The organism is Olleya sp. KKT75 (assembly GCF_055635485.1).
In genome coordinates this window covers 2,430,228-2,455,146 of sequence record NZ_CM145759.1, presented here as the reverse complement: position 1 = coordinate 2,455,146, position 24,919 = coordinate 2,430,228, and the positions used below count along the sequence as shown (strand labels likewise).

The window sequence follows — 24,919 nt, the reverse complement described above, 5'->3', positions numbered from 1 at the left end:
AAAATCAAAATCAAAAAACCGAAGCTATTAGCTTCGGTTTTTTTTATGCTGAATGTACTTCAACAAAATCAAATCTAACCAATCCGTCATCATCAATTTTGGTAAGTTCTATATCATGTAATGTGTTTACTAACTCTGGATTCCAAGGTGATTTTACCTTAACATAATTGTCTGTAAAACCATGTATATAACCGGCTTTGTTTTCTGATTCAAACAACACTTTTCTTGTTGCTCCAATCTGACTTTCATAAAAAGCACGACGTTTTTTAGCACTTAATCCACGAAGCATTTTACTACGTTTTGTTCTAATATTTTTAGGCACTACATTATCCAATTCGGCAGCGACCGTATTTGCTCTTTCAGAATATGTAAAAACATGTAAATAAGAGATATCTAATTCATTTAAAAAATTATACGTCTCTAAAAAATGCTCTTCTGTTTCGCCAGGAAAACCAACAATAACATCAACACCAATACAGGCGTGTGGCATAACTTCTTTTATTTTAATAACACGATCAACATACAACTCGCGCATGTAACGACGTCGCATTGCTTTCAAAATAACATTGCTTCCACTTTGTAGTGGTATATGAAAATGAGGGACAAATGCTCTAGATTTACTAACAACATCTATGGTTTCATTTTTTAGTAAATTTGGTTCGATAGAAGAAATACGAAGACGTTCAATTCCTTCAACTTGATCTAGCGCTTCAACCAATTCTAAAAATGTATGTTCGTGCTTTTTATTTCCAAACTCACCTTTACCGTAGTCACCTATATTTACACCTGTTAAAACAATTTCTTTAATCCCTTTTGAAGAAATCTCTTTTGCGTTGCTAATTACATTTTGCAACTCATCACTTCTTGAAATCCCTCTAGCCAATGGTATTGTGCAATAGGTGCATTTATAATCACACCCATCTTGTACTTTTAAAAAGGCTCTGGTGCGGTCTCCTATAGAATAACTACCAACGTAAAAATCAGCGTCTTCAATCTCGCAAGAGTGAATTTCTCCTAAATCATTTTTAGTTAAATCGTTTAGGTAATCTGTAATCTTAAACTTTTCAGTAGCTCCTAAAACCAAATCCACACCATTAACATCCGCCAATTCTTGCGGTTTTAACTGCGCATAACACCCTACAGCGACAACAAATGCCTCTGGATTAGATTTTTGCGCTTGTTTAACTACTGTTTTAAAACGCTTGTCAGCATTTTCTGTGACAGAACAAGTATTTATTACATAAATATCTGCTGGATCGTTAAAATCAACACGGTCAAAACCTTCGTCCTTAAACGATCGTGCAATAGTAGAGGTTTCAGAAAAATTAAGTTTACAACCTAAAGTATAAAAGCCGACTTTCTTTTTAGTATTCAATTTAAAATAGTCTTTAATGCTAAGTAAGAATGTTTATATTTACCTAGTGTAATTACAAATTTGTGATTGCAAAATTACGTATTTTTTTTAAGCCAAAAACGTGTTTGGAAGCTTAAATAATGATTAACTAGTTGATGACTCTTTTTAACAGCAAACCCATTACATACTTTAGTCTACTTGCTTTTATATTATTAGCAACATCTTGTTTTAATAAAAAGCAAACCACTAAAGACCATCTTGTATTTAGATATAACGAACACAAAAACATTGGCTCTCTTGATCCTGCTTTTGCTAAAGACAATGCAGATATTTGGGCGGTAAACCAACTGTTTAATGGTTTACTCCAAATGGATGACAGTTTACTCGTAAAGCCAAGTATAGCAAAGTATTGGGCTATTTCTGACAACGCCTTAAATTACACCTTTACTTTAAGAAACGATGTTTACTTCCACAAGCATAAACTATTTAAAAAAGACTCGACCAGACTAGTTACTGCACATGATTTTGAGTACAGTTTTAATCGTATTTTAGATCCTAAAATAGCATCTTCGGGACGTTGGATTTTTAACAAAGTAGCTGGTTTTAAAGCCGTAAATGACTCCGTATTTAATATCACACTAAAACAACCCTTCCCCGCATTTTTAGGCTTACTAACCATGAAATACTGTAGTGTTGTCCCAAAAGAAATAACAACATATTATGGGACTGATTTTAGAGCAAATCCAATTGGTACCGGCCCTTTTAAATTTAAAAGATGGGAAGAAAACGTCAAATTGGTATTCAGAAAAAACAATAATTATTTTGAAACTAATAAAAGCGGTGAGAACCTGCCCTATCTAGAAGCAGTAGCCATTACTTTTTTACCAGATAAGCAAAGTGAGTTTATGCAATTTATCCAAGGTAATTTAGATTTTTTAAATAGTTTGGATGCGTCTTACCAAGATGAAATTTTAACCACCAAGGGACTATTAAGAGCAAAATATCAACCTACTATCGATTTAATACGAAGCCCCTATTTAAACACAGAATATTTGGCGTTTTATATGGATTCTGATTTAGATGAAATTCAATCTAAAAATATCCGTGAAGCCGTAAACTACGGGTTTGACAGACAAAAAATGATGACTTACCTGCGTAATGGTATTGGTATTCCAGCAACCGGAGGTTTTATACCAAAAGGATTACCTGGCTATAATGCAACTATTGGTTATACCTATCAACCAGAGAAAGCAAAAAAACTAATTAAAGATTACAAAGAGAACACAAATAAAACACCTAAGATTACTATTACAACAACCAGTAATTACCTTAATTTTTGCGAATACATACAACGTGAGTTAACAAAAATAGGATTAACTGTGGCTGTAGATGTCTTACCTGCTTCTACTTTAAAAGAAGGAAAAGCAAATGGGAAATTAGATGTATTTAGAGCCAGCTGGGTGGCAGACTACCCTGATGCACAAAATTATCTATCGTTATTTTATTCTGAAAACTTTGCGCCAAACGGTCCTAACTATACCCATTTTTCAAACGCTACTTTTGACACATGGTACAAGCACGCCTTTACGGAAACAAATGAAGTTGAAAGAATAAAGCTGTACACCAAAATGGACAGTTTAGTGCTTAAAAACACACCCATTGTACCATTGTACTATGATGAAGTTATTAGATTTTCTCAAAAAAACGTGACTGGTTTAGGGAGTAATCCTACCAATTTATTAGAACTTAAATACGTAGATAAAACACATTAAAAAGATGCTATTTTAGTAGATAAATGGTTATTTTCAATCTCCTTCTCTTCCACTAATCCTAGAATTATAAAATACTGAAACAAGGCGTAAAACAGCATAACCAGTATTTGATGATATGGTAACTCTGAATCATAAAACGACTGTAAAACGGCGGTTGAATCTGAACAAACACCAAATACCACAGCAAACATAATCAGATAAAAGCTTTTTTTGTTAACCGAATCCTTTCTCAAAAAAGCAAATAGTCCCATTAACATGGAAGCGAATATGTATATTATAGTAGGTATAAAAAAGTCTTTCAGGTTATCATACACAAACAATACAATTACAACTATATAAATAAAAATAACAACAAAAAAGGGCATTAAACTGGACATTTCAAAGTCCTTTTGATGAGAAAATCGTTTAGTATAAAACAACTTACCAATTATAAAAAGTGACATACCTGCTATGTACAAAATAGGGTTTTCATATAACAACAAGACTAAATCTCCAATCCAGAAAAACAATAAGCCTATATAAAAATAGATGTCATTTCTATGCTTTTGCTTTCGATTAAGTATAAAGTAATAAAACAGAATACATATAATCAACGATTTTGTCAAAAACCGGGTAGGCAATGGATTTTCTGTAAATTTCACATAAATATCTATAGCCAAGACCAAGAAAAACAAGACAGAAACGTATATTTTATTTTTAAAAAATGAAATCATTATAAGTAGGCAATAATTTAAAAGCTTTCAAATTTAAGGGGCCCGCAATATACTGTTATTTTTTACCGTAAGTGGCTTATCTTCAAATATTAATCCTAAAACAATTAAATATTGCCCCGCAGCATAACCAAACATTACTAAAAAATCTTGAAATAAAACATCGTCATAAAACATTTTTATAACCATTGTTGTTTCAGACATAATAAACAAACCAACTCCGTACAATACCAAATAATAGCTCTTCTTATTTACTACACCCTTTCTTATATAAGCAAAAAGTGTCATTAATAATGTGATAAAAAAGTAAAGTGTAATAGGAATAAAATATAATTTTAAATTATGAAAAATAAAATTATACACTATAGCTACAAACAAAAAACAAACTATAAAAAAAGGTATTAAACGATTGATACTAAAATCTTCTTTATGCGTAAATTTTAATGTGTAACATATTTTTCCAATTACAAATAGAATTAAACTAACATAAAATTTAACAATATTCAAATGATCAATAATTATAATATCTCCAATAAAAAAGATTATTAAACCAAAAACCAAAAAGTTTTTTTTAAGCTCTTTCTTTTTATAAAAATAAAAGATAGTAAACGATACAAGACTACCTACAGCTAATATTTTAGTTATATATCTATAAGGTATAACCTCTAGGTTAATCTTAGTATAAATGTCCAAAAACAATAAACTAAAAAAAATAATCGAAAAGTAAATTAGCTGTTTAGTCATAGCGTATAATTAAACATTTATTGGCTTTAATTTACTCGTAGATTTTGTTTCGTTTAAAACGCCAAGAATTATCAAATACTGAGATAAGCAGTAAAAAAACATAATTGTAATTTTATTATAGGCTATATCAGCATCATAAAACATCCTAAGTATGTTTATACTATCAGCCACCATGGAAGCAACAACCCCAAAAATAACTAACCAAAAGCTTTGTAGGTTAACTTCATTACTTCTTAAATAAGCAAACTGCATTAACATCATTACAACAAAAAGATATATCAATAATGGCAGAAAATAAAACCCTAACTCATTATAAACAATAGACATGATAACACTCATGTAACAAAAGCAAAAAAGCAAAAAAGGAATCAGTTTTGAAATTTTAAAATCCTTATTATTAAAAAAGCGTACAGAATAACAAACTTTGGCTATAATAAATAAAGCGGCTGCTATTAAAAAGTGATATGTATTACCGCTATTTCCCGCAATAAAAAAGACGTCTCCCGCCAAAAAACAGGCTAGAGAAATTATAATTAAGTTTTTTTTACGTGCGTCGGGCTGGCTTGTATTAATAAGATAAAAAAATAGCAAGCTAAAGCTTAAAAGCGTTTTTGATAAGTACCTATACATAACTAAATCTTCACTATTCTTAAAAAAAGAATCTAAGAGATATAGCAACAAGTATAGTACAGAAAATTTTAATGTACTTTTAAAAATAAATTTCATATAGACTATTGGGGAATCTAAGATAAAAATTTAATTTTTAAATTAACATAAAAGCCTTACTAAATATGGTTTAATTACTGATAATCAATATACGGTTAATCTTTTCTGTATTTTTTAGTCTCTTCAAAGACATGCGTTAAAATAGCTTCGTCCTCTGCAGAAAATTCTATACCTCTTCTAGACATAACAACTTTTGCAACTTCAAAAGCTTTAGATGTTAAATATGTAGTAAATCCTGAAGCACCACCCCAGCTGTAACTTGGCACAAAGTTTCTTGGAAAACCGCTACCAAAGACATTGGCATTAACACCTACAACGGTACCTGTATTAAACATGGTATTAATTCCACATTTACTATGATCTCCCATCATTAAACCACAAAATTGTAGTCCTGTTTTAGCAAAACGTTCTGTGTCATAATCCCACAATTTTACTTCGACATAATTATTTTTAAGGTTAGAGTTATTAGAATCTGCACCTATATTACACCATTCTCCTAAAACTGAATTCCCTAAAAAGCCATCATGTCCTTTATTAGAATACCCAAATAACACGGAGTTATTAACCTCTCCTCCTACTTTACTGTGTGGTCCAATGGTTGTAGCACCATATATTTTAGCACCAAGTTTTAATGTAGCATTATCACATAAAGCTAAAGGTCCTCTAACCAAACTTCCTTCCATTATTTCGGCATTTTTACCAATATAAATAGGTCCCGAACTTGCATTTAATGTCGCGAATTCTAATTTAGCACCTTCTTCAATAAAAATATGTTCTGGAGCAATTACATTATTGCTTACCGGAATTGGTTGAGATATTCTACCATCTGTAATTAAATCAAAATCCTGTTGGATAGCGTCTCCGTTTTTAGAAAAAATATCCCAAGTATGCGCTATAGTTGCAACGTCGTTATCAAATTCTATGGCTTCATAAGTATCAAAATCTATATCTTCTTGTGTATCCGTGGTGTAAAAAGCTATAATATCATCGCCTTTAAATATGGCTTGATTTTCTTTCAATCCTGAAATTAGCTCAACTAATTCACTATTTGGCAAATAAGACGCATTAAGCATTACATTTTCTTCCAACTCGACCATCGGATATTTATCAGACAAATAATCTTCTGTAACCGTTGTTGTAGTTGTACCAAGAAATAATTCCCATTTTTCTCTAATAGTTAAGATACCAACTCTGATATCTGCAACTGGTCTTGTATAAGTAAATGGAAGTAATTGATTACGTACTGGTCCGTCAAAAAGAATATAATTCATCTTAAAATGTAATTTAATAGTTAAAAGTCTTAATCCAACCTTTGTATTGATTTCTCAAAAATAGTCGAAATTTAGATAACAAAAAAAGCCTTTCACAAAAATGAAAGGCTTTTAAAATATAATTTGCGCTAAACTTATTTTTTAAATTTTGCGTATTTTGTTTTGAACTTATCAATACGACCAGCTGTATCAATTAATTTAGACTTACCTGTATAAAATGGGTGAGACGTTCTAGAAATCTCCATTTTTATTACTGGATATTCAACACCGTCAACCTCTAAAGTTTCGCTTGTGTTTGCAGTAGACTTTGTTAAAAACACGTCATCGTTTGACATATCTTTAAATGCTACCATTCTATAATTTTCTGGATGTATACCTTTTTTCATCGCTAAATGCTTTTTTATCTTAACTAAATTCGAGGTGCAAATTTAATCGTTTTTTACAAACTAACAACTAATTTCGTAAAAAACTTTATTGTTAATTTTTGTAACGTTTTATCGTACATTTATACTAACAAGTAATTAACTAACTAAAACAATTAAAAACATGGACAAAACTATTAAATCTATCGCAACTAATTTTGGTATTTACCTAGGTGCAATACTTGCTGCTATTACCGTTATTGCTTATGCAACAAATTTAGAAATTTTAACTGAGTGGTGGCTTGGTATTGGTTTATTTGTTATGATAATTGTATTTGGAATTATTTCTATTTCAAAATCTAAGCATGCCTTGGGGGGTTATATCAGCTTTAAAGAAGCATTTACAGCCTTTTTTGTTACTGTACTTATTGGTATTGTTATAAATAGCTTAGTAAGCATCATTATTTTTAACTTTATAGATCCGGAAGCAGCAATTACATTAAAAGAATTGGTAATAGAAAAATCTATCGAAATGATGAAAGGTTTTAACGCTCCAGAAGAATCTATAGCAGAAGCTTTAAGACAAATGGAAGAAGCACCAAGTCAATATGCTATTGGAAATGTAATACAATCATTACTTATTCAATTAGTAATATATAGTGTTATTGGACTTATCGTTTCATTAATAATGAAAAAAACTAACGAAGACCTATAATAGTTTTATATTTGAAATATATTTCAAATTAAATTATGAACATATCAGTAGTCATACCACTACTTAACGAAGAAGACTCTTTAACAGAATTACACCATTGGATTGCAAATGTTATGCAATCCAATGGTTTTTCTTATGAAATACTTTTTATTGACGACGGTAGTACAGACCAATCTTGGCAAACTATAGAAATGCTTCAAGAAAAAGACAACAACGTTAAAGGTATTAGATTTTTGAAAAACTTTGGTAAGTCTCAAGCGTTACACGCCGGTTTTGCTAAAGCTAAGGGCGATGTAATTATTACAATGGATGCCGATTTACAGGATAATCCAGACGAAATACCAGACTTATACAACATGATAACCAAGCAAGGTTTTGATTTAGTATCTGGATGGAAAAAGAAACGTTATGACAATAAGCTAACCAAAAACTTACCTTCCAAATTATTTAATTGGGCAGCACGTAAAACCTCCGGTGTCAAACTAAACGATTTTAATTGTGGCCTAAAAGCATATCACAAAAATGTAGTAAAAAACATTGATGTTAATGGAGAAATGCACCGTTACATACCTGTTTTAGCTAAAAACGCAGGCTTTTCTAAAATAGGAGAAAAGGTTGTAAAACACCAGGCCAGAAAATATGGCGAGACCAAGTTTGGTATGGATCGCTTTGTAAATGGCTTTTTAGACCTTATCACCATTTGGTTTTTATCAAGATTTGGCAAACGTCCAATGCATTTATTTGGCGCGTTAGGCGTTATTATGTTTGGTTTAGGTTTGATCTTTGCCATGTATTTAGGTATAGACAAACTCTTTTTTAACACCACAGGTAGACTAATAACACAAAGACCACCTTTTTATCTTGCGTTAGTAACCATGATATTAGGTTCGCAATTTTTTGTTGCTGGCTTTTTAGGCGAAATAATTTTACGTCAAAAATCAGACAAAAAACGTTATTTAATCAAAGAATCCCTAAATTTAGAAGCCCAAGCTATTAAATAACAGCTTCTTAAATATTAACCTTTTTGCAATTTCTTATTTTTGCAATCAATACTTATAACAATGAGACATATAGACCCAAAACTTTTAGAAAGAGTAAACACCTGGTTAACACCTGCTTTTGATAAAGACACACAAGATTATATTAAAAACCTAATCGCGGTAGAGCCTACAGAATTAAAAGAAAGTTTTTACAAAAACTTAGAATTTGGTACTGGTGGTATGCGCGGTGTTATGGGTATTGGAACCAATAGAATAAACAAATATACTTTAGGTAAAAATACACAAGGAATAAGTAATTATATGCACCAAGTTTTTCCTGGAGAAACACTTAAAGTAGCTATTGCTTTTGACTGTAGACACAATAGTAAGAGTTTAGCAAAAGTTGTTGCAGATGTTTTTTCTGCAAACAATATTAAAGTTTATTTATTTGAAGACTTACGCCCTACTCCAGAGTTATCTTTTGCTTTAAAACATTTAGGATGCCACTGTGGTATTGTACTAACAGCATCACATAACCCACCAGAATATAATGGTTATAAAGTGTATTGGCAAGATGGTGGACAATTAGTACCACCACAAGATGTCGAAATTATTAACCTAATTAATGCGCTTGATTATGCCGAAATTAAATTTGAAGCAAAACCAGAATTAATTGAATATATAGGAGAAGCTGTAGATAACGTATTTATTGACGCAGCAGTAAAAAACGGAAGTTTTGACACGCCTCAAAAAGATAAAGACAATTTAAACGTTGTATTTACATCGTTACACGGGACGTCAATAACCACTATTCCAGAAACTTTTAAACGTGCTGGATACAAAAATGTACATATTGTTGAAGAACAACGTGAGCCTAATGGCGATTTTCCAACAGTTAAATCTCCAAACCCAGAAGAACCTGAGGCACTTAAAATGGCTTTAGATTTAGCTAAAAAAGTTGATGGTGACATTGTTATAGGTACAGATCCTGACAGTGACAGAGTTGGTGTTGCAGTAAGAGGCCTTGATAATAAAATGATTTTATTAAACGGAAATCAAACCATGGTCATGATGACCGAGTTTTTATTACAACAATGGAAAAGTAAAAACAAAATAAATGATAATCAATTTATAGGAAGCACCATTGTATCTACTCCAATGATGTCTGCTCTTGCGGATGCCTTTAATGTAGAGTGCAAAATTGGACTAACTGGATTTAAATGGATTGCAAAAATGATTAAAGACTTTCCTAACCAAGAGTTTATTGGTGGTGGAGAAGAAAGTTTTGGTTTTATGGTTGGTGACTTTGTAAGAGACAAAGATGCTGTAACCTCTGCTTTACTTGCTTGCGAAATTGCAGCCCAGGCTAAAGCAAAAGGGAGTACTTTTTATAAAGAATTAATACAACTTTACACTAAACATGGCTTTTATAAAGAGCGTTTGATATCTATCACTAAAAAAGGTATTGAAGGTGCTCAAGAAATCAAACAAATGATGATTGATGCTAGAGAAAATCCACTAACAACAGTTAATGGATCTAAAGTAATCAAGATTGAAGACTATCAATTATCCGAAGCAAAAAACACGTTAGACAATACAACAACTGTAATAGACATCCCTAAATCTAATGTTTTAATTTACTATACAGAAGATGGTAGTAAAATTGCGTTAAGACCAAGTGGTACAGAACCTAAAATTAAATTTTACATTAGTGTAAACACGACTTTAGACAATGTGTCAGAATTTGAAGCTACGGAACAAAAATTGGAAAGCAAGATTGATGCTATATTAAAAGATATGCAGCTAAACTAAATGAAAAAAATAATACACCAACTTTTACCTTTTATAAAAAAGTTTAAAAAGCACGTCGTTTTTAACGTGCTTTTCAACTTACTATATGCCTTGTTTAGTGGGTTAGCATTTGTATCGCTAATACCTATGCTAAACGTTTTATTTGGATCCACAACCATAGTTCAAAAAGCACCTGTTTGGACTGGATTATCAGACATTAAAACCTATGGCGAACAACTTTTAAATTATAAAGTTAGTGGTTATCTAGAAAATGGTAACGCACAAATGGCATTAGTAATAGTTATTGCATTAGTGATTTCAACATTTTTACTTAAAAACCTATTTGGGTATTTTGCCAACCAACATATTATGTATCTCAAAAATGGCGTATTAAACGACCTAAGAAAGGATATGTATAACAAAATAATAAACCTTCCTTTAAGTTTTTATTCTAAAAGACAAAAAGGAGATGTAATGGCAAGGATATTAGGGGATATAAACGAAATGCAAAACTCCTTTTTTATAGTTCTAGAGCTTATCGTTAGAGAGCCAGCAACAATATTAATTTCATTATATCTTATGTTTTCATTTACATGGAAACTAACGCTTTTTGTACTACTTTTTATTCCTGTATCAGGATTTGCAATCTCTAGAATAGGGAAAAGCCTAAAAAGTAACTCATTAAAAGCACAACAGGAATCTGGAAAACTAATTTCTATTGTAGAAGAATCTTTATCAGGTTTAAAAATCGTTAAAGGTTATAATGCTGAAAATATTTTCTCTAATAATTTCACAAATTCATCTAATAAAATACTTAAACTATCTAATAGAATAGGTGTCAAAAATAATCTTGCAGGACCAGTAAGTGAAGTTTTAGGGATTGCTACAATCGCTGTATTATTATGGTATGGTGGACAACTTGTACTTGTCGACAAAATAATTAAAGGACCAGACTTTTTAGCTTTTATGCTATTAGCTTACAATATTTTAACCCCTGCAAAAGCAATTAGTAAAGCCTCTTACAAGGTTAAAAACGGAATGGCTGCTGCCGATCGTGTATTTGAAATTTTACACGAAGACGATAATTTAGCAGACCTACCTAACGCTACTGTTTTAAATGGTTTTGAAAGCGAATTAAAAGTTGATAATATCTCCTTTAAATATGATGATGACTATGTCTTAAAAAACTTTAGTATCAATGTTCCAAAAGGAAAAACTATAGCGCTTGTAGGGCAATCAGGTAGTGGAAAAAGTACAATAGCAAATCTAGTTACACGTTTTTACGACATTAATGATGGTAATATTACTGTTGATGGGCAAAATATTAAAAACGTCACTAAAAAGTCATTACGTAGTTTAATGGGACTTGTTACTCAAGACTCTATCTTATTTAATGATACTATTAAAAATAATATTTTAATAGGTAAACCAGATGCTACAGAAGCGCAAATAATTGATGCTTTAAAAATAGCCAATGCTTGGGAGTTTGTTAGCGAATTGCCAAACGGTATTGAAACTAACGTCGGTGATGCTGGAAATAATTTTTCTGGTGGACAAAAACAACGTTTAAGTATTGCTAGAGCTGTACTAAAAAATCCTCCAATTATGATATTGGATGAAGCAACGTCAGCTTTAGATACTGAAAGCGAACGATTAGTGCAAGTTGCCTTAGAAAACATGATGAAAAACAGAACGTCTATTGTCATTGCGCACAGGCTGTCAACTATTCAAAATGCAGATGAAATAATTGTCATGCAAAAAGGTCAAATTGTAGAGCAAGGTACACACACACAATTAATAGAAAAAGATGGTATGTATAAGCGACTAGTAGAAATGCAAAGCTTTGAATAATTTTACAAAATAGAATACATTAAAAAAGGATAAACATATGTTTATCCTTTTTTTTTAAGTCAATGTTAGATTTGGGGCTAACAACAAAATAATAACTATGCTGTAAATATAAAGTAATATTATTCAATAACAGCAAAAAACAACGTTTAATCGATAAAAAATAACACTTAACCGCTTAGTTTTATCATAACTACCTTTCTTACAGATTATTAAAAAACTAAACAAATAGTTCTTTTGTATATTAAACTTTCCTGCTATTTTAGAGTCTAATAATTAACATGTCCGACAACGAAACTATTTTAGTGCAGCAACTACAATCTGATAAGGATAAAAACGCTGCTTTTAAGTCTTTAATATCGCTTTACAAAGAGCGATTATATTGGCATATCCGACATATTGTAAAGTCTCATGATGATGCTGATGATGTTTTACAGAATACCTTTATTAAGGTTTTTAAAAATATTAATAACTTTAAAGGAGATAGTAAATTATACTCATGGCTTTATAGAATTGCAACAAATGAAGCCTTAACCCTTCTTAAAAGAAACGCGAAATTAAAAGATATTAATAATCAGGACATACAAGATTTAACAATTAACAACTTACAATCTGATGTTTATTTTGAAGGTGACGCCATTCAATTAAAATTACAAAAAGCAATTGCAACACTTCCTGAAAAGCAACAATTAGTTTTTAATATGAAATATTTTCAGGATTTAAAATACAGTCAATTATCAGAAATACTGGACACTAGCGAGGGCGCTTTAAAAGCATCTTACCATCTAGCATCCAAGAAAATAGAAGCATATTTAAAAGCAAATTAAACCATTTAAGATTTTAGTAGTCTTAGTAATAGAATGAAAAAAGAAAACCTAAATACAATTAACAATTCCGGATTTAAAGCCCCAAAAGATTATTTTGAAGGTTTAGAAGATGCTATCCTAACGCAAGCTAAGTTAGAAGCGCATTCTAAAACCGTTAGTTTTAAAGTTCCGGATAATTATTTTGAAACTATTGAAGACTCAATAGTAGCTAAACTAAATAAGCCTGAACCAAAAGTTTTTAATTTGTTTAGTAAAAAAGTAATTACATCTGTATCTAGTATTGCTGCAGCTATTGTTTTATTATTTAGTCTAAACCTTTTTAAAAGCACACCTACTCTTGAAAATTTAGACACAGCAACGGTAGAGAATTATATTTTAGATGAAATTGAAATTAATGAACTTGATTTATTAATTGATACTTCAGAACTATCACAAAATGATTTTATTAATTACGATTTAATAGAAATCGATGATTATATAGACGATATAGAGTTAAACGATTTATATCAAGACTAAAAAAAAACAGCTATGAAAACACACATTATAACAGTATTAATCTTGCTATTCTCTTTTAGTGCTATTGCACAAAGTGATCATGATAAGCAACATGAAAAACTAAAAGCGTTAAAAGTAGCGCATATTACAGAACAATTAAACTTTAGCACCAAAGAAGCGGAAGCTTTTTGGCCTGTTTACAATAATTTTGAAGCAGAAAAACACAAACTACGTGAAACTTCTACTGCTAAAAGAAATGATGTAGATTTAGAAAAACTAACAGATAAAGACGCAGAAACCTTAATAAAAGAAATGCAAGCCTTAGAACAAGAAAAAGTGCAGAGTTATAAGGTTTACATAGATAAACTTTCTAAAATAATTGGCTACAAAAAAATAGTTTTACTTTTTTCGGCAGAACGCACATTCAAGAAAAAAATGATACAAGAATATCGTAACAGACATAGAAACGATAAAAAATAAGAAAAAATAAGAAGCCATTTGGCTTCTTTTTTTTTGCATTAAACTTAACTTATTTAAATCTTATATTCTTTGAGTTAATAATTATGGAATTCTGAAATAAATTCAGAATGACGCCCTTTAATCATTTCAACCAATGACATAGATTTTATTAAAAAACAATGCTGTGTACTATGCTTTTAAAACAGTCTATTTAAACGTTAATTTACTAATCTTTTTATTCCCGGCTGCATACGCTGTAGTTTCGTCTATAAATCTAAGTGTATAATACCCATCGTCACTTAAATGCGTCCATGTATTACCAGCATCACTACTGTAATCAATACCCTTAAAACCAATAACAACTAATTGCTGCGCATTACTATTTGGTACGTATTGTACACAACTTCTATAACCTGGTCCAGAACCATCAGCCATAAGTTGCCATGTTTTTCCGCCATCAGTAGTCTTTATTTTATTAGCCACATTATCATCTGCTTTGGTGTAATCCCCGCCTACTGCAAAACCATTATTTTCATCATAAAAATCTATACTATAAATCCCTGTTGTTTCTAAGCCTTGTATAATTGGCGTCTCAAAGACTTCCCAAGTGTTTCCTTTATCCGGAGAATATAAAATACGACTAGCTTTACCACCAGTGGCTACCCAAGTTTTATCACCTACAATTGCTATATTAGTATCACTTGCTGCAAATGCAGCTTCACCCTCTTTTGCTTTTGGTAACACATCACACGATAGTTTTGTCCAAGTTTTCCCTCTATTTCTAGTAATAATGATACTTAAACAGTCGTCCGTAGGATCTCCTATTGCAATACCTTCACTGTCATTCCAAAATTCCATAGCATCATAAAATGCTTTTTCATGGTTTTCTTGATACACCACAGTATTTTTATGTAAATCAACATCCAAATTAAATACCAATGCTGGAGAAGCAATACTAACCCCAAATACACGGTTTTTGGTGACTGCCAAAGCTCTAAAATTTGGCGTTATAGTATCATGTTTTACAGTAATTGGAAATACTGATTTTACTTGATCAGTAACCGCTGCATTTTTATTAAAATACATTCCAAATTGCCCATTAGATGTAAGATAAACCAAACCTGTAGTGTCCATTATTTCAATAGCTCTTACATTTAAGGCATCATCTTCAATTAACGTTTCAATCTGAACAGCAGTAAAGGTTGTTTTAATTGGTTTTGGTACCGTTTTATATTTACCAACACCACAGCCTCCTAAACCCACTATTAGTGACAAACTAAAAACAAGGTATATTACTTTTTTCATAAATTTTAATATTTCTATAAAAATAGAAAAGCTCCACCATTACAGCGAAGCTTTCCTGAAAAATAATCAACCAAAATTATTTATCTTCAATTTCTAAGGTTTTAATATCTGCAATTAATTGTTGTACAGCAGTTTTATTTAAACCATTATATATTCCTCTGATGTGTTTATCCTTATCAATTAACACAAAATTTTCAGTATGTAAAAAATCATCATCCGTCTTTTCTCCCCCCAAATCTTCTTCAACAAAATAAGCTTGTCGTCCTAAGTCATAAATTTGTTTTCGATCTCCGGTTACTAAATGCCATTTATTAGAAATAACACCTTTACCTTCTGCGTAATGTTTTAATGTTGACACAGAATCTTTTACTGGTGTAACAGAATGTGACAATAATAAAACCTCAGCATCATCCTTAAATGCGTCTTGTAAAACAGACATGTTTTCCGTCATTTTTGGACAAATCCCAGGACATGATGTAAAAAAGAAATCAGTAACATAAATTTTATTATCAAACGTCTTCTCTGTAACTTCTTGACCATCTTGGTCCGTTAAATTAAACTTAGGTATTTTATGAAATGTACTTAAAGCTTCACTTTTACTATCCAACCAATGTGGTGTAAAACTGGCGTCACTATAGTAAGGAAGTCCATCTACCCTACTACTTTTTTCTTCTACTTGCTCTTTACAACTTAACACGATAAGTGTAATTAGAGCTATAATTATTAGGTTATATTTTTTCATCTTGAACTATTTCTTCTTCTAATTGAAAACATAAATTGGCTCTTTTTAGTCCAAAAATACGCCCGTTTTTAGCTTCGTAATTATTGTAAATCTTACCATTACGTCGCCATGCTTGTTGCATACCTTCTTCTTTACCATTTACAATAGTCATCTGTTTAAATTTTTCGCCAGAAACATACCATTGTTTTTGAATCCCATTTGCAATTCCGTTAACAAAAATAGACTCTGATCTTAAATTACTGTTAGACCACCAAGATCTAGAAATACCGTTTAATTTTCCTTTAGAATAAAACGCTTCAAAGCTTAATAATCCATCCAGAAACCATTTTTTAAAAGCGCCTTCTTTTTCTCCATTTAGATAGTCGACAGTTTCTGCTTTTTTACCGTTTGGATAATATAAAACCGAAACCCCACTAAAAGGCTTGTCTTGATAATACACAAGCCCTATGTTTTGTTTAAAGACTAATTTAGACTTAGGAATAACAACTTCAGACAATCCAATTTGAGCACTACTTGCCACGTCCTTTTTAACTGCTTTATCTTGACAATTAAAAAAGAATATAAAACTGAATAAAAAACAGCTTTTATTGAATATTGCTTGGAGTTCCTTGATAGTCACCTGGGAATAGTATATAGTATGCGTTTAAATATAATTCGTTTTCAATATGGTAATGGTACTCTGCAGTTGTTGTATGTTGTGTAGTACTTGTATGCCCTCCTGATGCGTCTAAATCTGTAGGGTATGTTCCTGTAGCGTTACATTTACGTCCATAAAGAAAAAAACCATCTGCTATAATACCAATTAACTCTTCATCATCATCAGACCAAGCTTTAGGCTCTAAATGGTAATGGTAACTTTGCGGTCCTGTATGTGCTGCTGTATAATCTAAAGATCCAACTGCGTTATCTAAAGGGACATTTGGTCCTTCCTCATCGTTATAAATCACTGATCCAGATACTGATATTCCAATTGCACCTAACCCCGTTGCTGTAGAGCTACTTGCTAGTTGTGGATCTGCAGATACTGTTAATGAATATGACCCATTAAAATCATCAATATTTCCAGGTGCCATTTGATCATAACTTGTTACCGTTGGCTCTACCCACAAAGCGTGATTTGAACTAGAAACGGTAGTCATTGTTTCTCCTCCAGGACCAACTAAAGATCTAGATACTGTATTTGACCAATATGGTGATGTGTGATCAGGCAATCCATTAGTCTGTATTGTTACATTTGTACCACTTAATGCTATTGATGTGTTAGTTGTACTAAACTCGCCAAAAGCAGCATGTAACGTTGCTGTAGTCCCTTCTGAGTCTGTATCTGTATCTGTACTAGATGATGCGTCATCATCACTACATGATACAAAGACTGCACATGCGGTTAATATTAAAAAAGATAATTTAAATACGTTTTTCATTTTATATAATTATTAGTGGTTTATATTCTTTAGATGCGTGTTAGAAAAAAAACTTGCGTTTTTTTTAAAAAATTAATTTCTTCCACCTTGAGGACGTCCTCCTTGTGGTCTTTGCCCTCTATTTTTTGAGGCCTTTTCTATCTCTTCTTTAGTAATAAAACCATCGCTATTACTATCTATTTTTGAAAAGTCTTCTTTTAAAGGACCTTTAACCTCTTTTACTGAAAGTTTACCATCTTTATTAGCATCCATCTGTTCTATTATTTGCGACGAATCTGGTCGTTCTCCTTGTCCATTTGGTTGTCCGTTTGGTGGTCCTTGTTGCTCTGCTTCTACTTCTCCCATAACGCAACGACCAACATAAGGAAACTGATTAGTCACTAAATACATATATTTACCATCTACAGTAATACCATTACACTCATCTAAATCTCCATAACCAGCTACATACTCGTAATCAGAGCCATATGTCCCGTCATGATGGCCACCAACAGCAATATCCATATGCTGCTTTGGATTATCATAAGTACAATCTTCTCCTTCTCTTGTTCCATCTAATAACTTAAAGCTTGGTTTGTATTGTCCGCTTTTAGAATAATACATAGGAAAACCATCATGTGCAAAACCAATATGAACTAAATCTTGTCCGCTATCAAATTTAGAAATCATTGATGTAGGTGTCCCGTGATAATGATACGCTCCGGTTGGTTGTACATGTGCATGATTAAAATCTAAACCAAGATCTATAACATCTTGAATAGCCTCTACACGGTAATTTTCTCCCGTATCACAAACCACCACCTCAGCAGTTTGAGGCTCAAATTTAATTCCGTTTAAAGCAACGCCTGGCTCTCTCATCCATTGTGCTTTTCCTGTGAACTTTGGTGTTACCGGAAATTTATAAGTAATATTTTGAGATGCTATAGTATTTGGGTTACCTGGATTAGGAAAGGTTCCTGTTTCATGATTTGGTAATGAGTTAGTAACCATTACACGAGTATCTCCAACAATAGTCACTTTAGTTTTAGTTCCAAAAGCACCATCCTCTAAATCATAATTACCGTAATAATTAGTTGTAGAATTAACGACACTTTCTGTGTCATGGGAATGGTTTTCTGAACCATCATGACTATGAGATGTTGTCTTTTTTTGACTATTACAACCATACAAAAGACCTATAATTACGACTGCTAAAATTTTAAATATATGTTTCATCTGTTAGTTTAAATTAATAAAAATTAATCTTTGTTTTTACGTTTAGGTTGCTCCTGATTATCATAAAAAGTTTTTAGCTCTTCCAAATCTAGTTCACCATCACTATTGGTATCAATCTCACTAAAATGATCCATTAATTCCAATTTCTTTTTAACAGCAACTTCTAATTCGTTTAATGTTCCGTCTCCGTTATCATCAACTTCCTTAAGTAGTTTTTTAGCTGAAATCTTTTTAGGCTTCTTTCCGTCTAACGAAGCTTTAAGCTCATCCAAATCTATTACCTCATCTCCATTAGTATCAATAACATCAAAATCCTCTGCTATTTTTCCTCTTTTATCATTTGCAGCTTCGTCTTTATCGATAACCTTATCTTTATTAGTGTCTAATTTTGAAAGAATCTCTGATGCATCCGGTTTACCACCTCGATCTTGGCCTTTTCCGCCACCTCTTCCGCCTTGACCACCACCCGGAGGTCCTTGAGCAAATACGCTAAAACATAATAGCATAGAAAAGAGTGTAAGTACTGTTTTTAATTGGTTATTTTTCATTTTGTTATACTGATTTATAACCTTTAGATGTGCTTTTTGCCTAAAACTTGTGCTTACCTACATTTTATTTTGTTAATCATTTAATTCATTATTTAGTTTTATAGCTATAGTCTGTGTTTTCGCCCTTAAACTCTCACTATTTACTAATTGGTTTTCGGTTTGTAAAAGCCGATCAACTAACGCATTTTGAAACTCTCTACTATTTAATAGCTCTGAATAGTTTGAGGCTTGCGAAAAAGCTTTAGCACGACTAAATTCAAAATCTCTCTCTGATATAATATCTAACAATGACACATGAGACTCTATTGCTGGTTGCAATCGATTAACAATAATATTTTCGATTTTATTTTCCTGACTTTCAAAACTATCAAGCTCATTTGGATAGTTAGCAATTAGATCTTTTAATAAAACACTTTCTATAAACTCAAATTTATTAGTACTATTAACTGAGTTTATTGCCCCATTATGAAGTTGAGTTGGTTTATAATTAACTTCTACAATAGCTTTTTTAATTTTATCTGTTAATTGCTCTTTCTCTAAACCAATACTTTTAATAGTCTGATTAATATTTTTTACATCTAAGGTGTATCTGTCAATCGACGAGTCTAATAGTGTCAGATTAGCATCTAATTCCTCATTTAGCGTTTGATATATTTTTAATTCTACAATCCTATTTTTTCTTATTTCATTCATACTATTAATCTTCCACGCTATTAATATTCCAATAACAATTAACAGTATCTCTCCTAAAGCATACACTAGATAACTCTTTGTTTTTCCTGAGAAGACTAATGAAAGTCTAATTTTCCTGAATACTTTCATTATTATTTATGTTTTAAAAGTTATAAACTCATCCTAATTAAAAGAGAAAAGGCCTCTTGAGTTTTACCTCATGAAGCCTTTAACTACCAATCAACCAAAACTTATCATTTTATATTTAATCTAAATAATCACTAACTGCTGCAGCTCGCGATGTAACATGTGTATTCAACTCGTTAACTGCATTTTGAAAGTCTGAACTATTTTCTAAAAAGCTATACCCTGCAACCTCTGATGTTGCATAAGGCTCAATTAAAGCTGCATAAGTTGCATACAAAGATTGCATTGTGCTAACACTAAAAGCATCATCCACCACTTCTTGTACATATGTATCATATTTTGTTTTATATACTGCATCTTGATATAAATAACCAATTAATGGCCATTCAGTACTATTTAATCCGGAAAAATCTAGTGGTAAAGACCCTCCCATTTTCCCTGTTTGTAAGGCTTCATTATTATCCCAAGGAATCCATGTTAATTTACTAGTATCCGGATTATTGTATAAAAAATAATTGTGTGTCATTCTGCCATACGTATCCCAGTTTTGAACCACTGTATTTACTGCTAAGTATTTTAAAAACACATCCGTATCTAATACAGCGTCTAGGTTTGTTCTCCAAGTCGCAGGGTCAGATGTTCTAGATCCATCATTTACGATAGCTAATAAACTAGCAACATCATCAAAATCGCCTTCATCTTCGTTTGTTTTTTTAACGTATTCGCTTTCATTATAAGAGCCCAACGCAAAACTTGCGGCATCACCATCTGGCTTGTATAAATTACCATCGTCATCAGAAAACTGTGTATCTAAAACCGTATCATCCACTTCTTCCACCATAGTATAAACTCCAAAATACTGTGGTCCATCTCCATGATCCACATACACTGTATAAAATGCGGTATGTGATGCTACTAATCCTGCATTTCTGAAAACATCTGTAGCTACTTTTTCACGTAACATAGACTTGTCGTCAAAGTTATTTTTAAGACTTAATTTTTTAAAGCCATAAAAACGTTGGTTATCTATTTGCGGATAATCATCTTCAAACTCGTCAAAATCTAATTTAAAAGATAATTTTAAAATCCCATTTTGCCAGCTAGTTTGTAAGCTAGAATTCCCTTTAAATCTTACACCAACACGGTACCATTCTTTACCATTATAAAATACTTCTGCCGGCACAAAAATTGGATCTTCATCTGTCTCGGTTAGACCGCCACCAGGTCCTCCAGCGCCAGCGCCAAATGTTCCGTAAAGATTTGTCATATCATCCAACATACTTTGCCAACGTGCTTCTGTAACAACAATATCCAATCGTTTTACTGCATTATCTTCAAAAACTTCATCAAAATTTGCATCGGCATCTTTACTATGCGTTTCTGCTGTCCAATCTGTGGTTTCAAAATCAGAATCGTCAGTATCTACAACAACTTCACCTTCTTCTTCTGTAGTCGTTACGACATCATCATCGTTATTACAAGAGCTAAAGGTTACTAATGTTATACTAAATACTACTGCGACTACTAATAGATTTAATTTGCTTTTAATGTATTTCATATTTTCTTTGGTAAAGTGGTTATGGTAAAAAAATTAGTTACGTGATTTTCTTTCTGGTTTAGGCGCTTTTTTAAATTCGGCTTCAGAAATAAATCCATCTTCATCTGTATCAATTTTATCAAAATCATTCTTTAAAGGTCCTTTGATTTCTGCTTTAGATAATTTACCATCCTCGTCCTTATCCATTTCTTCTAATAACTGACTAAATGTTGGCGGTTCTTTTTTCTGTCTATCATTAGATTGTGCGTTAACACTATTTACATTTAATACTGTTAATCCAAAAACTAATACCGCTGTACTTAATATGTTCTTTTTCATATCTAAATATTTTATTTGTTATGGTATTTAGATGTCTAGTTTTAAAATAACTTGTGCTTAGTTATGTTAAACAAAACACAAAAAAAAGACCTTCATATTATTGAAGGTCTTTATACTATTAATTATCTAGGTTATTTACTACTCTGGTCTCCTCGGATGTTCTGGACCAGGCATATCAAATCGTCGTGCTTTTGTTATAATACTTTTAAACTGCTCTTTTTGAGTGTCATCACACAACTGGTAAATACCTCTTAGCCTTTTAAACAATTCATTTTCCTTTAAAACAACTTTACCAGCTATGGACGTTGTTAAATTATTTATGTCCTGTTGATTTACGGAGGCTGCAGTGATGTTATCAAACAGTTGATCTTTTAACGATTTAATTTCATCTCCTACAGCACGCATAACCTTATGATGCTTAATCTCTAAACTTTTAAACTGTTCTAACTGCGCGTCGTCAAACTTTAACTCTGTAGCAATAAAATTACCCGACTCTTTTGGACCATTCTGACCAGGACGTCCAATATAATTGAATAGAAAAAAACCATTCATTATAATTAGTACAATTAATAAGAGATATAAAACTGTGTTTTTTTTCATGATTATAAATTGATTAATGAGCCATCTGTATTTGAGTTTAACCCGTAATCTGAGGCAAAACTAGAAATAGCTTCATTATATTTTGTGCTTTTTATTTGTTGTATTGCGTATACATTTAAAACAACCACGCAAACCAATGTTGCCAACTGTAACTGTGGCGTAAACCAATGCCATGACTTAGATGCTACTTCTTTTTCAGTAAATAAGCGTTGCATTGTTTTATCTTTAAAAAAAGGAGAGACAGTAACCGCGTCGATACTTTGGGCAGCGTTAATAGTCTGATCTATTTTATCTTGTATGTTTGTATTTGTTTTCATAATTCTTAGTTTTAGATGTTTTATTTTCAAAAAACTTGCGTCTAATTATGGTTTTTATAAAATTCTTTTAAAATAATTTGTAAATTCTTTTTAGCTCTAAACAATAAAGACTCGATAGAGCCAATACTCTTTTTTGTTATTTCGCTTATTTCTTTATAGCTTTTATCATCAATTTTATTTAATGTAAAAACAATACGCTGTGCTTCTGGCAGTTTATTAATTGCTAAAAACAAGGTTTCGCTAGTTTCTTTTTGCTCCATTACTAATCCAGGATGATTAATCTCTGTAAAATAACTAGCTTTATCTAAGTTATAATCGTTTCCTGATAGGGATTGTAAAAAGGCAAAACGTTTCTTAGCTTTCCCCTTCCTGATAAACTCTAAACATTTATTAGTTGCTATTCTATAAATCCAAGTAGACAATTTAGACTGTCCTTTAAATTTATTTATAGAATTAAAAACTTCTACAAACACCTCCTGCGCAATATCCTCTGCATCCTGTTTATTGGGCACAAACGACAAGCACGTCCCAAACACCTTTTGTTGGAAATCGTCCAAAAGCTTACCATAAGCAGCACTTGTTTGGTTTTTAAGTTGTTCTATAAATTCAGTTTCGGTCAAAAAAGGCAATTATTGTGTTAACTATATTTAGATGCATAAGTTTTAAAAAACTTGCGTTTATTTTAAAAATATTTTTTCAAAAGGTAAAACTATATATCTTAATACAAAAAAGCATCAAAAATTAGTGTTATTTAAGTAACTTTGCACGTTATTAAATACAAAAAAATGCGCTTACACAAAAATTTATGCTTTGCTACCGTTGATGGGTTATTATTAATCTTTAACGAAGGTCATTATGCTGATAAAGTTGTACAACAATTACTTAAACGTGACAAACGTTGGGGAAGTCGTGACAGAGGTTTTGTTGCCGAAACTACTTACGATATAGTACGTTGGAAACGTCTTTATGCAGAAATTGCTGAAGTAAAAGAACCATTTAACAGAGACGAAATCTGGCGTATGTTTGCGGTTTGGGCTACTTTAAAAGGAATTACACTTCCAGACTGGAAGTATTTTGAAAATACACCAACAAGAAAAATTAAAGGTCGTTTTGACGAGTTATCTAAGACTAGAAAGATTAAAGAATCTTTTCCAGATTGGATGGATGCGTTAGCCGAAAAAGAATTAGGTGAAAAAATATGGTCTAAAGAAGCAACTGCTTTAAACCAACAAGCTGATGTTGTCCTAAGAGTAAACACTCTTAAAACGACTAAAGAGAAATTAAAAGAAGAATTATTCGATTTAGATATTGAAACTGAAGAAGTACCAAAGCATGTTAATGCTTTAAAACTTGTCGAGCGTGCCAATGTGTTTACAACAGATATGTTTCAAAAAGGACATTTTGAAGTTCAAGATGGATCGTCTCAATTAGTTGCTGAATATTTAGAGGTAGAACCAGGAATGCGTGTGGTTGACACATGTGCTGGTGCTGGTGGTAAAACACTACACCTTGCATCTATAATGGAAAACAAAGGTCAAATTATAGCTTTAGATATTTATGCTAATAAATTAAAAGAACTAAAGCGTCGTGCAAAAAGAGCTGGCGCGCATAATATCGAGCCAAGACATATTGACTCCACAAAGGTTATCAAAAAATTATACGATCAAGCGGATCGTGTATTAATTGATGCGCCCTGTTCTGGATTAGGTGTATTAAGAAGAAACCCTGATGCGAAATGGAAAATGCAACCTGAATTTATTGAAAAAATCAAGGAAACACAAGCCGAAATTTTAAATAGCTACTCAAGAATGGTTAAATCTGGTGGTAAATTAGTGTATGCGACATGCTCTATCTTACCTTCTGAAAATCAAGAACAAGTTGCTAAATTTCTAGCTTCAGATAACGGAAAAGAATTTTCTTTAGTAAAAGACAAGAAAATTTTATCTCATCAATCTGGTTTTGATGGCTTTTATATGGCTTTATTAGAAAGAAAATAATTACAATTATATTTAAACACAACTA

The 24,919-nt window shown here is 31.7% G+C and carries 27 protein-coding genes; 9 read left to right on the top strand and 18 right to left on the bottom strand.

The window, feature by feature from the left end; all coding sequences use genetic code 11:
- Positions 1 to 43: 43 nt before the first annotated feature.
- Positions 44 to 1,375: a tRNA (N(6)-L-threonylcarbamoyladenosine(37)-C(2))-methylthiotransferase MtaB gene (gene mtaB, locus ACZ2G2_RS11035; RefSeq protein ID WP_090839636.1), complete on the bottom strand. Its 1,332-nt coding sequence runs from the start codon at positions 1,373 to 1,375 to the stop codon at positions 44 to 46.
- Between the two features lie 134 nt (positions 1,376 to 1,509).
- Here mtaB and ACZ2G2_RS11030 point away from each other — a divergent pair, with 134 nt between their 5' ends.
- On the top strand, positions 1,510 to 3,126 hold the full coding sequence (locus ACZ2G2_RS11030) for an ABC transporter substrate-binding protein (RefSeq protein ID WP_470392118.1): 1,617 nt from the start codon (positions 1,510 to 1,512) through the stop codon (positions 3,124 to 3,126).
- Here ACZ2G2_RS11030 and ACZ2G2_RS11025 read toward each other — a convergent pair.
- The 5 genes from ACZ2G2_RS11025 to ACZ2G2_RS11005 all read right to left on the bottom strand — a co-directional run bounded on the left by ACZ2G2_RS11025 (position 3,123) and on the right by ACZ2G2_RS11005 (position 6,963).
- Positions 3,123 to 3,767 (bottom strand): lysoplasmalogenase family protein, encoded by a 645-nt coding sequence (locus ACZ2G2_RS11025; protein WP_470392117.1) that lies wholly within the window; start codon positions 3,765 to 3,767, stop codon positions 3,123 to 3,125. The genes ACZ2G2_RS11030 and ACZ2G2_RS11025 overlap by 4 nt on opposite strands.
- A 105-nt stretch (positions 3,768 to 3,872) precedes the next feature.
- Positions 3,873 to 4,580, bottom strand: a complete 708-nt coding sequence (locus ACZ2G2_RS11020; RefSeq protein ID WP_470392116.1) for a lysoplasmalogenase family protein — start codon at positions 4,578 to 4,580, stop codon at positions 3,873 to 3,875.
- Positions 4,581 to 4,589: 9 nt separating this feature from the next.
- Positions 4,590 to 5,210: a lysoplasmalogenase family protein gene (locus tag ACZ2G2_RS11015; RefSeq protein WP_470392115.1), complete on the bottom strand. Its 621-nt coding sequence runs from the start codon at positions 5,208 to 5,210 to the stop codon at positions 4,590 to 4,592.
- Between the two features lie 191 nt (positions 5,211 to 5,401).
- The gene (locus ACZ2G2_RS11010; protein WP_470392114.1) at positions 5,402 to 6,577 is read right to left on the bottom strand and encodes a GlmU family protein; all 1,176 of its coding nucleotides are present in this window, start codon (positions 6,575 to 6,577) and stop codon (positions 5,402 to 5,404) included.
- A 134-nt stretch (positions 6,578 to 6,711) separates the two neighbouring features.
- Positions 6,712 to 6,963 (bottom strand): type B 50S ribosomal protein L31, encoded by a 252-nt coding sequence (locus tag ACZ2G2_RS11005; RefSeq protein WP_090839648.1) that lies wholly within the window; start codon positions 6,961 to 6,963, stop codon positions 6,712 to 6,714.
- 160 nt (positions 6,964 to 7,123) lie between these two features.
- On the opposite strand from ACZ2G2_RS11005, the gene ACZ2G2_RS11000 reads away from it, so the two are divergent.
- From ACZ2G2_RS11000 to ACZ2G2_RS10970, 7 genes are all read left to right on the top strand, one after another.
- Positions 7,124 to 7,654, top strand: a complete 531-nt coding sequence (locus tag ACZ2G2_RS11000) for a DUF4199 domain-containing protein (RefSeq protein ID WP_470392113.1) — start codon at positions 7,124 to 7,126, stop codon at positions 7,652 to 7,654.
- A gap of 35 nt (positions 7,655 to 7,689) precedes the next feature.
- Positions 7,690 to 8,655: a glycosyltransferase family 2 protein gene (locus tag ACZ2G2_RS10995; protein WP_470392112.1), complete on the top strand. Its 966-nt coding sequence runs from the start codon at positions 7,690 to 7,692 to the stop codon at positions 8,653 to 8,655.
- Positions 8,656 to 8,715: 60 nt separating this feature from the next.
- Positions 8,716 to 10,446 carry a phospho-sugar mutase gene (locus ACZ2G2_RS10990; RefSeq protein ID WP_470392111.1) on the top strand — a complete coding sequence of 577 codons (1,731 nt, stop codon included), beginning with the start codon at positions 8,716 to 8,718 and terminating at the stop codon, positions 10,444 to 10,446.
- Positions 10,447 to 12,276: an ABC transporter ATP-binding protein gene (locus tag ACZ2G2_RS10985; protein WP_470392110.1), complete on the top strand. Its 1,830-nt coding sequence runs from the start codon at positions 10,447 to 10,449 to the stop codon at positions 12,274 to 12,276.
- Between the two features lie 278 nt (positions 12,277 to 12,554).
- Complete coding sequence (locus ACZ2G2_RS10980; protein WP_090839658.1) at positions 12,555 to 13,100, top strand: RNA polymerase sigma factor; 546 nt, start codon at positions 12,555 to 12,557, stop codon at positions 13,098 to 13,100.
- Positions 13,101 to 13,133: 33 nt separating this feature from the next.
- Positions 13,134 to 13,616 carry a hypothetical protein gene (locus ACZ2G2_RS10975; protein WP_090839660.1) on the top strand — a complete coding sequence of 161 codons (483 nt, stop codon included), beginning with the start codon at positions 13,134 to 13,136 and terminating at the stop codon, positions 13,614 to 13,616.
- Positions 13,617 to 13,628: 12 nt separating this feature from the next.
- Entirely contained in the window at positions 13,629 to 14,075 is a 447-nt protein-coding gene (locus ACZ2G2_RS10970) for a hypothetical protein (protein WP_090839662.1), read from the top strand.
- Positions 14,076 to 14,261: 186 nt separating this feature from the next.
- Here ACZ2G2_RS10970 and ACZ2G2_RS10965 read toward each other — a convergent pair whose 3' ends face one another.
- From ACZ2G2_RS10965 to ACZ2G2_RS10910, 12 genes are all read right to left on the bottom strand, one after another.
- Positions 14,262 to 15,359 carry a WD40/YVTN/BNR-like repeat-containing protein gene (locus ACZ2G2_RS10965; RefSeq protein ID WP_470392109.1) on the bottom strand — a complete coding sequence of 366 codons (1,098 nt, stop codon included), beginning with the start codon at positions 15,357 to 15,359 and terminating at the stop codon, positions 14,262 to 14,264.
- A 76-nt stretch (positions 15,360 to 15,435) separates the two neighbouring features.
- On the bottom strand, positions 15,436 to 16,101 hold the full coding sequence (locus tag ACZ2G2_RS10960) for an SCO family protein (protein WP_090839666.1): 666 nt from the start codon (positions 16,099 to 16,101) through the stop codon (positions 15,436 to 15,438).
- Positions 16,088 to 16,621: a toxin-antitoxin system YwqK family antitoxin gene (locus tag ACZ2G2_RS10955; protein ID WP_470392108.1), complete on the bottom strand. Its 534-nt coding sequence runs from the start codon at positions 16,619 to 16,621 to the stop codon at positions 16,088 to 16,090. Before ACZ2G2_RS10955 ends, ACZ2G2_RS10960 begins: the two co-directional genes overlap by 14 nt.
- A 64-nt stretch (positions 16,622 to 16,685) precedes the next feature.
- Complete coding sequence (locus ACZ2G2_RS10950; RefSeq protein WP_470392107.1) at positions 16,686 to 17,522, bottom strand: YHYH protein; 837 nt, start codon at positions 17,520 to 17,522, stop codon at positions 16,686 to 16,688.
- A gap of 72 nt (positions 17,523 to 17,594) precedes the next feature.
- Positions 17,595 to 18,737, bottom strand: coding sequence for a YHYH protein (locus ACZ2G2_RS10945; RefSeq protein WP_470392106.1), 1,143 nt, complete (start codon positions 18,735 to 18,737; stop codon positions 17,595 to 17,597).
- A gap of 23 nt (positions 18,738 to 18,760) precedes the next feature.
- Positions 18,761 to 19,285, bottom strand: a complete 525-nt coding sequence (locus ACZ2G2_RS10940) for an EF-hand domain-containing protein (RefSeq protein ID WP_157823416.1) — start codon at positions 19,283 to 19,285, stop codon at positions 18,761 to 18,763.
- Between the two features lie 72 nt (positions 19,286 to 19,357).
- The gene (locus ACZ2G2_RS10935) at positions 19,358 to 20,107 is read right to left on the bottom strand and encodes a hypothetical protein (protein WP_470392105.1); all 750 of its coding nucleotides are present in this window, start codon (positions 20,105 to 20,107) and stop codon (positions 19,358 to 19,360) included.
- 115 nt (positions 20,108 to 20,222) lie between these two features.
- Positions 20,223 to 21,662, bottom strand: coding sequence for a CotH kinase family protein (locus ACZ2G2_RS10930; RefSeq protein ID WP_470392104.1), 1,440 nt, complete (start codon positions 21,660 to 21,662; stop codon positions 20,223 to 20,225).
- Between the two features lie 33 nt (positions 21,663 to 21,695).
- Positions 21,696 to 21,980, bottom strand: coding sequence for an EF-hand domain-containing protein (locus ACZ2G2_RS10925; RefSeq protein WP_090839687.1), 285 nt, complete (start codon positions 21,978 to 21,980; stop codon positions 21,696 to 21,698).
- A gap of 138 nt (positions 21,981 to 22,118) precedes the next feature.
- Positions 22,119 to 22,580 (bottom strand): Spy/CpxP family protein refolding chaperone, encoded by a 462-nt coding sequence (locus ACZ2G2_RS10920; RefSeq protein WP_470392103.1) that lies wholly within the window; start codon positions 22,578 to 22,580, stop codon positions 22,119 to 22,121.
- Between the two features lie 2 nt (positions 22,581 to 22,582).
- Entirely contained in the window at positions 22,583 to 22,897 is a 315-nt protein-coding gene (locus tag ACZ2G2_RS10915) for a hypothetical protein (RefSeq protein ID WP_470392102.1), read from the bottom strand.
- A gap of 41 nt (positions 22,898 to 22,938) precedes the next feature.
- Positions 22,939 to 23,517 (bottom strand): RNA polymerase sigma factor, encoded by a 579-nt coding sequence (locus tag ACZ2G2_RS10910; protein WP_090840120.1) that lies wholly within the window; start codon positions 23,515 to 23,517, stop codon positions 22,939 to 22,941.
- 165 nt (positions 23,518 to 23,682) lie between these two features.
- On the opposite strand from ACZ2G2_RS10910, the gene ACZ2G2_RS10905 reads away from it, so the two are divergent.
- Positions 23,683 to 24,894: an RsmB/NOP family class I SAM-dependent RNA methyltransferase gene (locus tag ACZ2G2_RS10905; protein WP_090839692.1), complete on the top strand. Its 1,212-nt coding sequence runs from the start codon at positions 23,683 to 23,685 to the stop codon at positions 24,892 to 24,894.
- The last annotated feature ends 25 nt before the right edge of the window (positions 24,895 to 24,919 follow it).